This is a genomic window from Ktedonobacter racemifer DSM 44963, assembly GCF_000178855.1.
In the GTDB taxonomy this organism is placed as follows: domain Bacteria; phylum Chloroflexota; class Ktedonobacteria; order Ktedonobacterales; family Ktedonobacteraceae; genus Ktedonobacter; species Ktedonobacter racemifer.
The window spans coordinates 1366278-1380344 of sequence record NZ_ADVG01000001.1 but is presented as its reverse complement, the minus strand read 5'-3'; the positions used below and the strand labels follow the sequence as shown (position 1 = coordinate 1380344).

The following is a 14067-nucleotide window of genomic DNA, read 5'->3' as shown; positions in this document are numbered from 1 at the left end:
CCCCAGAGCGCACCAGCCAGAGCACAGCTTCACCTGTTGCATGGAGTCCCCCGCTATGCCGGAGAACAAGGCTCCACTACTCTGACCGTCATTTGCTTTCTCTGGTTCATCCATTTCTTCTCTCTTCAGGTTCCTTTCCCTGGCGAACCTTCGCCCTGTCCAGCCCATTACAGGCTGGCATTTGACTACTACGCCGCCGCCGCCCTCTCTCCCGCATGCTGGCATTCTCGCATCCCTTTCGGGTAAAGCGGTTTGAGAGTTCCCTGTCTTTCTCCTTATGGAGTTATAGTGATCCGTAGCTGCCTTCTATACGCCGCGCGAACAAAGGAAGAGTCCCAGATATCAGTGGAACATATCTGGGCAGTCGCGATACCATTTTGGTCAGAGTGTGTCAGCCAGTTTCACTCTTCACTGATCACGACGCTTCAGATGAAGGTTCCTCTCGTCAGCATAGATCACAGGGTTTGCCCTTCTTTCCCTTCTGACTAAGTTGGTCGGGCGTTATCAGCGGGCTTCACACCCCCGGAAATGCCGTTTCCAGACGCATGCCGCCTAACCCTAGCACCACTCTTCAATTGCTGCTCTTTTGAGCAACTCCATAAAGCCTTGCAGGCGCACCCCACCCTTCAGTGCAAAATCGGTCAACCCTTCAGTTAATTTACCAATTAAGCAATAATAATAAGCAAGAAAGAGCGAGAGGCGCGGGCATGTATGCCGCGCCTCTCGCTCTTTCTTGCTTATTGGGAGGCGCTTTCGATATCGGTACCGCTCTCATCGGGCTTGTTGACCCAGCCACGATAGGGGCGTTTCCCCGGCGTGGGTTCTAGCGTCTTGGCCTCGTGTGCCAGGCGCACGGCCTCGGTAATGGCCCTCTCCAGTTGGGGATCGGTGTTATTCATATAGTCTTGAGGTGCGATATCCACCTCGATATCGGGTTCGGTGCCATAGTTCTCAATGTCCCAGCCGACATCGGCGAACCAGTTAGCAAACTCGGGTTGTGTTGTTGTGGTGCCGTCGACGAGCTGGTGATTGAGTGTATAGCCTACAACTCCGCCCCAGGTACGTGTCCCGATCAGGGGACCCAGTTGCAGGAGTTTGAAGCTATGGCTAAAAATGTCGCCATCGGAGCCGGCGTGCTCATTGGTCAAAGAGACCATGGGGCCGCGTGGTGACTCCTTCGGGTAGGGCATCGGTTTGCCCCAGCGTGAGAACTTATAGCCAATACGGCGGCGCGAGAGCTTTTCCAGGAGCAGGCTGGAGACATTGCCACCGCCATTCCAGCGTACATCGATAATCAGGGCAGGATAGTCATATTCGGCCAGAAAGCCGCGATGAAACTCGGCGAAGCCCTGTGGCCCCATATTGGGTACATGGATATAGCCTACCAGCCCGCGTGACTTCTCATGTACCACCCGCCGATTTCTGTCCACCCAGTCGCGATAGCGGGCCGCGCTCTCAGTTGCAAGTGAGATGGCATTGACCGTCACAACACGCCTGGTATTGCCTTCGACGGGTTCAATAATCAGGCTGACCGCGCTGCCGGACTGATTGACGAGTAGCTCCTGGGGACTCAGGCGTGGGCCGACGCGTTGTCCATTGACCGCGATGATCGCGTCTCCAACGGCAACACCAAGACCTGGCTCACTGAGTGGTGAGGTCGCATCTTCATCGGAAGGATCGCCCACGATGATGCGCCCGATGCGGTAGCGCTCAGTTGTGGGATCATAGCTCCAATCGACGCCGAGCGATCCCTGGCGGTAGTATTGACCGCGTCGGTATTCGCCACCATATTCAAAGGCGTGAGAGGTTCCCAGCTCGCCCTGTAGTTCATGAATGAGGTCAGAAAGCTCTGAGCGTGATCCCACGCGTTCGATCAGTGGAGCATAGCGCTGGTAGATGCTCTCCCAGTCTACGCCCGACATATCTTCGGTCCAGAACTGTTCGCGTTGGAGGCGCCAGGCTTCGGCAAACATCTGTCTCCACTCAGCGGCAGGGAGCACTGAGACCTTGATACGCCCCAGATCGATCCAGCCAGTTTCACGTCCGGGAAAATCGCTATCCGAGCGGGGTTTCTCCGCATTGCGTAGCACGCGCAGGCGAGCGCGCGAGCGATAGAGGAGCGTATTGTGATCGCGGGAAAGCATGGCTTCATTGACATTATCGAAGATGCGTTCCAGGCGCTGGGTCTCGATATCAAAGCTCTCAATCCAGCCGCGACTCTGCCCATCGGAGAGCGCGCCGGTAAGCGGATGGACCAGGAAGAGCACGCGTCCCCGCATCGCGAGAATCCCTGAATAGCGTGCCTCGCCCGTGGGGAAGGCCACGGCGCGACGGGTGATACCATCCAGGTCGATATACACGCGATTGGACGTGTTAGGAGGCTGTGTAGTCGGAGCTGGTTGTGGTTCGGTGCCGTTGCTGTCGTCGGCGGTGGCGGCGGGGGCAACTTCAGGCACAAAGCCCGGGCGACGGCGCAGGTCTTGCGTGAGTCGGGTCTCGGTCACAAAGGGGGAGCGAACATCTTTGCGCAAAGGAACGGCGTAGGGCTGGACCCCACGTGGAAAGCTCCACTCAAACTGTAAGTTATCCGAAAGGGGATTAAAGACGCGATAGCCCAGGAAGTAGAGGTAGCGCCCTTCGGGATCGAAGGCCGGGCTAACATCCGCCAGGATAGGTTCGGTCGCGAAATGTGTCTCGCCTGTTTCAAGGTTACCCAGCTTAATGGCGCGTTTCTGGGCACTGCAGGCAAAGCTATAGGCCAGCCAGCGTCCATCTGGCGACCAGGCCAGGTCATAGATGCGGCCATGTTCGCTATGGTCGAGGACTCCATGCTGCCCTGATGCCAGGTCAACTACAATCAATTCTTGCCGATGATTAGTGATAGCCACAATATTCTCGACCGGGCAGACTGTAAGCTCAATCACGCGCCCAAACTCGATATCGGGCAGGAGCTTGTATTCATTATCGCTTGCAGGATCGATAATCACGAGGGTTTCGCGTCCGGGGGAATCGCAGATGGCGACGAGCCGCCAGCCGTCATTGAGCCACTCAAGGAAGCGATAACGCACGCCATCCCGGATACCATGCTGGATGGAGGCCCCCTCCCAATTGCTGAGACAGAAGGCTTTCCCACGCGTGGTAAGTGCGAGCGCATGTCCCTGGGGGTGGAGCGCGAAGGTATCGATATACTGGTCGGCGGCCACGAATTTGCGGCTAAGCTGTGTGCGCTGACTTGGTAGGGTCACGGTGAGCTGGCGTACCTGATTGGTTGCTGGATCAAAGACGTAGAGATCGGCGGCCGATTGCAAGACCAGGCGCTCGCCATCGGTGGAGAGGTGACGGGCGTAGAAGGTGTCGAAAAAGGTGTGGCGTGTAAGCTCCTCGCCCAGGGGCGTGCATGAGTAGATGTTGCCTACCCCTTCATGATCAGAGATGAAGTAGATGCGCTTTCCAACCCAGCAGGGATCGGCGACGTTGCCATGAATATTGAGCAGGCGTTGAAAGGTGCCGCTACCTGTAGTATCGCACCATAGGTGGCCTACGGTCCCGCCTCGATAGCGTTTCCAGTAGGCAGGTTCCTCGATATTGCGCCCAATAACGACTCCCCCCTCCGGGCCGTAGGAAATGGCGTTAGCCATGCCAACCGGCAGTTGCTGGGGTGGGCCGCCAGCCGGGCTGATCGCGTAGATGACGGTATATTTTGCCGTGAACTGGCCGGAGCTGCTTGCGTAGAGAATCGCGCCCCCATCGGGCGTCCAGCCAAGGACGGTGCAGGTGCCTCCATCGAAGGTAAGGCGACGCGCGGGACCACCGAGCGCAGGCATGACGTAGACCTCGCCCGGCCCCTCTTCGCGTCCAACGAAGGCTAACCAGTTGCCGTCTGGCGAGAAATGGGGATGGCTCATGCGCCCCTGTCCCGCGGTGAGGCGCTCGGCCCGGCCTCCTTCACTGGAGACGAGCCAGAGATCATCCTCAGTCACAAAGACGATATAGTCTTTGTAGATGGTGGGATAGCGGATATATCCCTGCGCTGGAACGTGGGGAATGTATTCAGTTGTGGTGAGCTGTGTCAGCTCTTCTTGTTCGTTTGTTGTCATGATGAAAATGAATGTGCCTGTATCGCTAGGTTAAAAAAGGTATTCGCAGTACTTATGATACCAAAGCCTGACAACTTGATGGGTGTGGTTTTTAATTATAGCATACTTCGGAAAAGGGGGCTATGAATTGTAGAGTTAGTAGAGGTAAAAAATATGGTAGAGCCAGAGGGAGTGAAATTTCATCTTACCGGGCCCATTCCTCTCCCTTTTGGAGTTTGGGCAGGGTGGGAACCATATATTCTTTCACTCGTTTTCTGTATTTGACAGGTGGGTGAACATTTGATATACTTCTCTATTATGAAGACGACAATCAGTGCGAAAATCAAATTACAAACGACCCCAGAGCATTTTACCGCATTGCGCGCAACACAACTGGCGTATCGCGAGGCATTGAATGCCGTCAGCCACTATGCCTTTACGCAAGGAAAGATCAGCAATGCCAAAAAGCTGCATAATGGCATGTATGCTGAGATTCGCACCCACTTTGGTCTTCCCTCACAAATGGCCTGTACAGTGTCGCGACAGGTCAGCGCAACGTACAAGGGGCTCTGGACCAAGGTGAAGCACAACGCCACTCAACGCAAAGCGGGTCTCACCAAGAAACGCTACAAAGGGCTGGACAAGGCTCCGAAGTATGTTTCGCCTACACTGACCTATCAGTATGGTTACGACTATAGTTTCAAGAAAAACCAGCGAGTCAGTGTGCTGACGCTGAATGGACGCATGGTCGTTCCCTACACGGGCTACGATACACACGTGGCTCTCATCCAAAAGGGCGCGGACATCGGCGGAGCCAAACTCTGGTATGATAAACCTCGCAAGCAATTCTATCTGCTGGTCTCCCTAGAAATCGAAGTGGCGGACCCCACGCCGCAAACGCAAACCAGCGTCGTCGGTGTGGACGTCGGTGTCCGTTATCTGGCCGTCACCAGCGATACGACAGGGGCCTGTTCGTTCCATTCGGGCAAACAGATTGTCCCCAAGGCTAACCACTACGCGAGACTGAGAAAGCGTCTGCAAAAGAAAGGCACCCGTTCGGCCACCAGGAAACTGGTCATCATCAGTGGACGGGAGAGACGGTTGAAGCACAACGCCAATCATGTGGTCTCCAAACGCATCGTGACCCAGTATCCCCACAGCCTTATCGGCCTGGAGAACCTGACAGATATCCGAGAGCGAACCCGGCGACGCAAGGGGAAGAACACCACGAAGAAGCAACGGAAAGCCAACGCTACGTACTCCAAGTGGAGCTTCGCCGAGCTGCACACCATGATTGCCTATAAGGCCCTCATGCAGAACTCAATGGCGATCAAAGTGGACGCCCACTACACGAGTCAGGCCTGTCCTCGCTGCGGACATACCGCGCCGGAGAATCGTCCCAAGAAGGGGTTGCTCTTCGTTTGCAAGCATTGCCAATATACGCTGCATGCTGATCTGGTGGGCGCCAGGAATCTCACGATGCGAACGTTGCTCGCCCGGCAGGACTGGGCAAGCACGGGGCACTTGTGTGCGCCCAGAGAGGCGCAGTGAACTTTGCCGTCAGAGGACGGTGCCACTGAAGCGAAGTGGCTAAAACAGCACCTTACCTTCTCCCGAAAGGACAGAGGGGACAACAGCATGGTGCCAAAAAGGCCAATGACGTTTGAACGCTACAAACCAGAAGTTGGTCAGTTAGGTCGTATATGGCGAAGACTGGATTGTCTAAACCCAAGTCGTGGTGATGCTACCCCCATCCGCAGGCCCAATTAGCGTCGATGCCTGCTGTTCGATGCCGCAGAGGATGACAAGTACTCCTGCGGAGCTTCCATCGAAACCAGCCTCTAGGGAAGAGGAAACGACGAGCGGGAACCTACGTACGAACCGAGTTCGCTGTGTAACCTGGGGATCGCCTACACGTCGCGAGACGCAGGGCGACGGAGGAGTCATAGTAGTGCGCCTTTGTGCCACAAATGTCTCTCTTACCCGTCGGGGTAAGCTCACTAGAGCAAGGTGAGTAACACAGCGACTTATTCGCCCACGTAAGTGGACGGAGATACCTTCAACCGAAAGGACTGAAGGGAAAGTAGCATGTCGTGTAAAATGCTGGTGAAGCTCCAGTCCCAGGAGCCAGAGGGAAGTCAAGCGAAGCTGTATAAGGTGAAGTCTTGATTGGCTGAATCCAAGTCATGGCGGAAAAACGCCAGCCCACAGGAGAAGGGACTATCGCCTGTGTTCAACGTGCAGGGGAACGGTACTACTTCCCCTGCAAGCTCTCGTTGGAGCCAGCCTGCAAGGAGCAGGAAGTGACGAAATGGGCACCTACGTACAGACTGAGACATTTGGAGGAACTGAGGGATCGCCTAAACGCTGTAAAGCGCAAGGTGACGGAGCGACCATACGAGTCGGATTTTATCTGACAAAGGGTCGCAGGAGGCCAGACTCAAAAGTAGCGGTTGACATGGATGTGTCAAAAGACCGCTGTGGGAGTCGTGTTGAAAAGACACTGGCCTCTGGAGAGCGTAGTGCATCGAAAGGTGCATGCTGCGTTCGGAGGGGAGGGGTTGGTGCTCCTGAATCATCAGGACCCGGCCTCTTACCCTACCCCAAACGCTCACCGTAATGGGTGAGACACGAGGAAGGACTCCAGAGAGTACATTCCACTCGAAAGGGGTTGACTCGGATGAGTCACAAGATCCCAGAGAGACTGGAAACTTGAAAAAGGTACTCTTGGCGAGCCGTGTGCATGGAAAGCGTGCAAGCACGGTTCTGTGGGGGACCGTTGGAAAAGGGTCTTATGTCGTTGTGAGTGCAACGGATAAGGCACCTCGCTGGCGGTCTACCCTACCAGTTGCCCCTCCTGATGGATCAAGCGACGAAGCCAAAGCCGCACGTCTTTCGAGATATGCTGAATTGAGGTGGAGCTTAGATCCAAGCCCCTCGTCTTTAGACCGGGGTATCTGACGTCAATAAGTACTTCCTTGTGTTTCCCTCTTGTCAGATAGAAGAAATAATGGTAACCTCAACCTGCAATTATTCTACATAGATACGAGGAGAGAATGTGCTATGTCGCAGACTATACGCCGTGAAAACAACCCAACATCGGGCCGTCCTGGCCAGCGCCAGCAAGAGCGTTTGTATCGCAGGGAGCGCCGTCGGCGCCGCATTCGGATCTGGACCTCCGCTATTGTAGCGGTTGCGTTGATTGTCATTGGTGTTTTTGGTGTCTTGCAATATCAGCAATACAATAACCAGTTGATCGCAACCGCCAATAAGAACGCGACGGTAACCGCGAATGCCAAAAGCACCGCCAGTGTGCACGCGACCGCAACAGGTGTCGCAAACGCCGTTCTGACTGCGACGGGTGGCTCTCCTACGCCAAGCGCGGGTCCAAACACACCTCCTCCCGCGGATGACAGCAAAATTGTGAAGCTTCCTGATGGATTGCAATATATCGATGTAAAGACGGGCGAAGGGAAAGAAGTGGCCAAGGGGAGCACCGTCAATGTAGAGTATACGGGCTGGCTGCAAAAGGATGGCAAAAAGTTTGATAGCTCCTATGATCGCAAGGGCGCACTCTTCAATCTGCAAAACGTTGGACAGGCCCAGGTCATTCCGGGCTGGAACGAGGGCTTGATTGGGATGAAGGCTGGTGGTACGCGCCGCCTGATTATTCCCCCCGCCCTGGCGTATGGTGCGCAGGGGAGTGGCCCTATCCCGGCGAATGCCACCATTATCTTTGACGTAACCGTGGTGACTGTTGCCTAACTTTCTCCTCGCTTGACTTTTCGCGCCTATGGCGCTCGCTTTGAAAGGAATATTGTGGCACGGTGGTCGCCATCGGCAGACCACCGTGCCACAATATTTCTGGTAGGAGGGGTGGTGTGCCTGAGTAGTGCTACTCAGGCACACCACCCCTCCTACTTATTGAAGAAGAGAGAGGGGGTGTCGATTAGAACATAGTGAGGAGAAGAGCATTGCATTGGCGTGGGGGCGCCAGACCTATCCCTGGTCTCAGGAGGCAGGCAAAAAAAACCTTTATTTCCCTTGACTTTTGCGAAATCAGAAGGTATACTTCTAGCAATTTGAGACCAGTTCCCAAAAACATTTACACTGAAAAGGTGCGGTATCGTCATGGCTTCAAACATACGGGGGAGAGCAATACAGACAACGGCAGTAGCCGGGTATTGGTATTTCCATTGGGAAGTCGATTCCGCCATTGGAAAATTTTCTAGTTTCTCCTCTCTCCTTTCATTTGGAGGTGAGGAATTTTTTTTGCCCAGAAATACAACCTGACGAGATAAGCTACGGGAAGAGAAGGGGAGGAGCCGGGCGGAGACCATCTTACCGGGCTGGCAATCGGAGAAGGTTTCAATGATGACCTATCAACCGGTTGTGTTTTAACACGCGAAGCGTACAACGTCTGCATACATTAGCTATTAGGGGGATCTATGAGCCAGATTGCTGTTGAGAAGACATATGACACGTTAGCGATGATCAATGGAGATTTCAAGGGCAAGGACATTGTCTCGTTCGACCAGTTCAGTGCCGATGATGTGCGCCGGATCTTTGCCCTGGCGGGTCATATGAAGCAGCTTGTGCTTGGCAAAGAGCCATGCCAGTTGCTCGCGGGCCAGCTTGTCTCGCTGCTCTTCTTCGAGCCTTCGAGTCGTACCTTCGGGTCTTTCGCGGCCGCAGTGAAGCGCCTGGGTGGGCAGACGCTAGAGATCCAGAATCCTGAGACGGTCTCCTCGGTCAACAAGGGCGAGACCTTTGAGGATACTATCCGCGTGTTTGAAGCCTACTCAGATGCAATTGTGCTGCGTCATCCCCGCCCGGGTGCCGCGTTGCGGGCTGCGGAAAGCGCTGAGTTCGTCCCGGTCCTTAATGCTGGCGATGGCAACAACGAGCATCCTTCGCAGACGGTGCTGGACCTCTATACGCTCTATGAGCGCTTTGGCCGCCTGGATAATTTGACAGGCGTTATGGCGGGTGATGCGCTGAACAGTCGGACGATACACTCCCTGATGCGTGGTCTCTCGCTCTTCGAGAATAATACAGTCTATCTGCTCTCTCCTGAAAAGCTGCGTCTCAAGCGCGAAGATCTAAACATGTTCCGCTCCCGTAATATTACTATCCATGAAATCACGAGCGAGAGAGATATCCCTAGGGATTGCCAGTACTGGTACTGGACGCGTATTCAAAAAGAGCGCTTTGGCTCGCTGACGGAATATAATGAAATGGTCGCACAACGTTTTACGGTTACCCCTGCCTTGCTCGCAGAATATGCCAGCCAGGAGATGATCCTGATGGACCCCCTGCCGCGCATTGGTACAATCGACACAGAGGTCGATAAAGATCACAGGGCTGTGTATCTACGTTCGCAGGTTCGTAATGGCTTGTATACCCGCATGGCGCTGCTGGCCCTCGTTCTGGGCCGCGCCTAAGCGTGGGGACTCTTACTAGTTACACTGACTCTGGAAGGATATCCAATGATGCTGCAAATTGACACTGCTAATAAGCTGCTAAAAGATGTTGTGGAGGATAGTTTGGCGTTTTCGGCAACGGCTCGTAAAGGCGTATTGTTATTAGAAGATGGAACGCGTTTCGAGGGCCTCTCCTTTGGCTACGAGCAGGCAACCGCCGGTGAGGTGGTTTTCTGTACCGGGATGGTGGGCTATCCAGAAGCCCTGACCGATCCCTCGTACACGGGCGAGATCCTCACAATGACATATCCAATTATTGGCAATTATGGTGTGCCTGATGCCAGGCGCTGGGAGGGTGATCGTATCCACGCGGCCGGGCTGATTGTCTCAAACTATATCCCGACGCCCTCTCACTTCGAGAGCACTATGGATTTGAGTACCTGGTTGAAGCGTGAGAAGATTCCCGCGCTGGAGATCAAGGATACCCGCCTGCTGACCCAACATATTCGTAAGCATGGCACGATGCTGGCAAAGATTGTTTTTGATGAAGATATTCCTTTCCATAACCCCTATGCCGATAACCTGGTCGCGCGTGTCTCTACCAGCGAGGTGCGCGAGTATGGTTCAGGCGAGACTACTATCGCCCTCATCGACTGTGGCGCCAAGCATAATATCATCCGCAGCCTGGTGGCACGCGGCGTACGCGTGGTAGAGGTACCATGGGATTACGATCTCTTCGCGGACGACAGGCCTTTCGACTTTGATGGCATCCTGGTCTCCAATGGTCCAGGCAACCCCAAAGTGGCTGAGAAAACCATTCAGACGCTGCGCGCCGCGATGGAGCACGAAATTCCGATTATGGGTATCTGTCTGGGACACCAGTTGCTGGCCCTGGCCGCAGGCGGCGATACCTACAAGCTGAAGTTTGGCCATCGCAGTCAGAATCAGCCTTGCCTGCTTGCTGGTGAGAAGCGCTGCTACATCACCACGCAGAATCATGGGTTCGCGGTAGGCACGGTCCCAGAAGGGTTTGAGCCCTGGTTTATCAACGCGAATGATAATACCAATGAAGGCATGCGCCATCGCTCACTTCCGTTCTTCTCGGTCCAGTTCCATCCCGAGTCTACACCGGGACCCATGGATACCGAGTGGCTGTTTGATCTCTTCCTGGAGAAGGTATACGAGGCAAAGGGGGCATTGATCTAAGTGAAGTCGCTAAAGAAAGTGTTGGTGTTGGGAGCGGGCGCGCTCAAGATTGGACAGGCTGGAGAGTTTGACTACTCCGGCTCGCAGGCCCTCAAAGCTCTTCACGAGGAAGGCATCTCAACGGTCCTCATCAACCCAAATATCGCAACCATTCAGACCTCGAAGCAGATGGCGGACCAGGTATATTTCCTGCCCGTGACGCCATTCTTTGTCGAAAAAATCATTGAAAAAGAACGCCCCGATGGCATTCTACTCTCCTTTGGTGGCCAGACCGCGCTCAACTGTGGTATCGCGCTCCACCAGAGCGGTGTGCTGGAGAAATACGGGGTGCAGATCCTGGGCACACCGGTCTCGGCGATTATCCTGACCGAGGATCGCGAGGAGTTCGCGCAACATCTCCGCTCGATCAATATTTCCACGCCCCAGAGCCACGTCGCTGAGACGCTGGACGAGGCCTTGCGCATCGGGCATGAACTTGGCTTCCCGCTGATGGTCCGTGCCGGGTATGCCCTGGGTGGACAGGGATCTGGTATCGCGCATAGCGAAGACGAACTGCGCCAGATTGTGGATGGCGCGCTGGTGTTTGCGCCCCAGGTCCTGGTTGAGCAGTATCTGCATCACTTTAAAGAGGTCGAGTACGAAGTCGTGCGCGACGCCTTTGATAACTGCATCACCGTCTGTAACATGGAGAACATGGACCCGCTGGGCATTCATACTGGTGAGTCGGTGGTTATCGCTCCCAGCCAGACCCTGACGAACAGCGAGTATCATACGCTGCGTGCGGCGGCGATCAAGATTGTGCGTAGCCTGGGCATCGTGGGTGAGTGCAATGTACAGTACGCGCTAGATCCCCAAACCTCGCAGTACTACGTGATCGAGGTCAACGCGCGCCTCTCGCGCAGTTCTGCCCTGGCGAGTAAGGCGACCGGATATCCCCTGGCTTATGTCGCGGCGAAGCTGGCGTTGGGTTACTCCCTCACTGAGCTGACGAACAAAGTCACAGGCGTCACCCAGGCCTGTTTTGAGCCGAGCCTGGACTATGTCGTGGTCAAAATTCCACGCTGGGACCTGGAGAAGTTCAAGGGCGTTAGTTGGACCATCGGCACCGGCATGAAGTCGGTGGGCGAGGTCATGGGTATTGGGCGCACCTTTGAAGAGGCCTATCAGAAGGCCATTCGTATGCTGGACCTGGAGCTGGAGGGCGCGACCGCCGAGCAACCTTTCTCCGGCTATACCTCGACAGAAGAGGTGCTCCAGCAATTCCTGCACCAGCCCACGCATAAACGCATGTTTGCCTTGCCGTTCGCCATGCGTCATGGCTACTCCATTGAGCAGATCCACGATATCACTGGTATCGATCACTGGTTCCTGACGCGCATCTGGAACATTCTCTCGCATGAGGAGACCCTGCGTCAGACGCATGATCTCTCCGCGGAGATGCTGCGCCGCCTGAAGCAACTGGGTATCTCAGATAAGCGCATTGGTCAGATGGTTGGCAAGGCAGGGCTGGAGATTCGTGAGCTGCGTAAGCAGCACGGTATTGTGCCTGCGATCCTCCAGATTGATACCCTGGCGGGCGAGTTCCCTTCGGAGACAAACTATCTCTACACGACCTACAATGCGCAGCATAATGACATTCAGGCCCTGGGCCAGAATGGTGTCGTGGTGCTGGGATCTGGCCCCTACCGCATCGGCTCCTCGGTCGAGTTTGACTGGACCTCGGTAAGCGCCGTCGATGCGCTCAAGAAGTACCAGAAACAGTCCATTGTGATTAACTGTAATCCCGAAACCGTCTCGACCGACTATGATACCTCGGATCGCCTCTACTTTGAAGAACTGACCTTCGAGCGTATCGCTGACATCTGCGAGTTCGAGTCGCCCCACGGCATCATTGTCTCGGTAGGCGGACAGACGCCAAACAACCGCGTACAGGCGCTTCATCGTTACGGCTTCTCGATTCTGGGTACCAGCGCCGAGAATATCGATGGGGCTGAGGACCGCAACAAGTTTTCATACCTGCTGGACACACTGGGGATTCGCCAGCCGGAGTGGGCATCATTCAGCAGCCTCGAAGAGCTGCGCTCCTTTGTGGAGGGCGTTGGCTATCCCGTCCTGGTCCGCCCTTCCTACGTGCTCTCGGGCAGCGCCATGAACGTCTGCTATAATCAGGAGCAGCTGGAGCGCTATGTAGGCGAGGCCGTGGCTGTCTCGCGTGAGTATCCCGTAACCGTGAGCAGGTTCTTCCAGAAGGTTAAGGAGATTGAACTGGATGCTATCGCGCAGCGGGGCGAGGTCAAAGCCTTCGTCATCTCCGAGCATGTTGAGAACGCGGGCGTACACTCTGGCGACGCAACCATCGTACTGCCCCCGCAGACGATCAATGAGGAGACCAAAGCGCGTATCGAGAAGGTTGGGCGCGCCATCGCCAGGGCCTTACAGATCACGGGTCCCTTTAACATCCAGTTCCTTGCTAAGGATAACGAGGTCTACGTCATCGAGGCCAATCTGCGCGCCTCGCGCACCTTCCCCTTCATCTCGAAGGTGACCGGCGTCAACATGATTGAGCTATTCGTCGACGCTCTCTTCCAGGAATCTATTCCTGACGTCAGCATGCCGCGCCCGTCCTTTGTCGCGGTGAAGGCGCCACAGTTCTCCTTCTCGCGCCTGACCGGAGCTGACCCCATCCTGCGCGTCGAGATGGCTTCCACTGGCGAGGTTGCCTGCTTTGGTGACGACCTGGAGGAGGCCTACCTGAAGGCGATCATCGCCACCGGCGGTCATGTGCCGCAGAAGGGCATCTTTATCAGCCTGGGTGGTGACGACAAGAAGGCCAAGTTCCTCGAAAGTGCGCGCCTGTTCGCGACCCTGGGAATTCCCCTGTACGCGACAGAGAAGACCACAGCCTTCTTGCATACCAACGGCATCGAGGCAACCAGGCTCTACAAGTTACATGAGCAGCAAGAGCCCAGTGTTCTGACCTACTTCCGCGAGAATAAGATCGACCTGGCCATCAACATCGTGGATCGTCATATCATGAAGGATATCGACGATGACTACGCGATGCGTCGCCACGCGATCGATCATAATATCCCGCTGTTCACAAAGGTCAAGCAGGCCCGCCTCTTTGCGCGAGCCATCACGCAGAAGCAGCTGAAGACGATTCCGATCAAGTCCTGGAACGAGTACACAGTTGATGAGGCCGTTGCTCAGAGCTAGTATTCTAGCTTGAGAGAATCTCATAGACATATGGGTAGGTAGTGTGGTGGGCTGTGGCTGCCTGCGGCAGCCACAGCCCACCACACTACCTACCTAAGCGAGCGCCGCAAGCGCGAGGGGTCAGTTAAGAACCAGAATGAGAAGGT

Annotated in this window: 6 protein-coding genes; 5 read left to right on the top strand and 1 reads right to left on the bottom strand. The window is 55.2% G+C overall.

All coding sequences use genetic code 11. From position 1 onward, the window contains the following. Nucleotides 1-737: 737 nt before the first annotated feature. Nucleotides 738-4097 (bottom strand): S41 family peptidase, encoded by a 3360-nt coding sequence (locus KRAC_RS06070; RefSeq protein WP_007905299.1) that lies wholly within the window; start codon nt 4095-4097, stop codon nt 738-740. Between the two features lie 297 nt (nt 4098-4394). On the opposite strand from KRAC_RS06070, the gene KRAC_RS06065 reads away from it, so the two are divergent. The 5 genes from KRAC_RS06065 to carB all read left to right on the top strand — a co-directional run bounded on the left by KRAC_RS06065 (nt 4395) and on the right by carB (nt 13921). After that, complete coding sequence (locus KRAC_RS06065) at nt 4395-5627, top strand: RNA-guided endonuclease InsQ/TnpB family protein (protein WP_040441990.1); 1233 nt, start codon at nt 4395-4397, stop codon at nt 5625-5627. Nucleotides 5628-7139: 1512 nt separating this feature from the next. Further along, complete coding sequence (locus tag KRAC_RS65410; protein ID WP_007905296.1) at nt 7140-7841, top strand: FKBP-type peptidyl-prolyl cis-trans isomerase; 702 nt, start codon at nt 7140-7142, stop codon at nt 7839-7841. 683 nt (nt 7842-8524) lie between these two features. Further along, nucleotides 8525-9520, top strand: a complete 996-nt coding sequence (gene pyrB, locus KRAC_RS06050) for an aspartate carbamoyltransferase (RefSeq protein WP_007905292.1) — start codon at nt 8525-8527, stop codon at nt 9518-9520. A gap of 45 nt (nt 9521-9565) precedes the next feature. Beyond that, nucleotides 9566-10705, top strand: a complete 1140-nt coding sequence (gene carA / locus KRAC_RS70150) for a glutamine-hydrolyzing carbamoyl-phosphate synthase small subunit (protein WP_007905291.1) — start codon at nt 9566-9568, stop codon at nt 10703-10705. Then, nucleotides 10706-13921, top strand: a complete 3216-nt coding sequence (gene carB / locus KRAC_RS06040) for a carbamoyl-phosphate synthase (glutamine-hydrolyzing) large subunit (protein ID WP_007905290.1) — start codon at nt 10706-10708, stop codon at nt 13919-13921. It begins immediately after the preceding gene. Nucleotides 13922-14067: the final 146 nt, after the last annotated feature.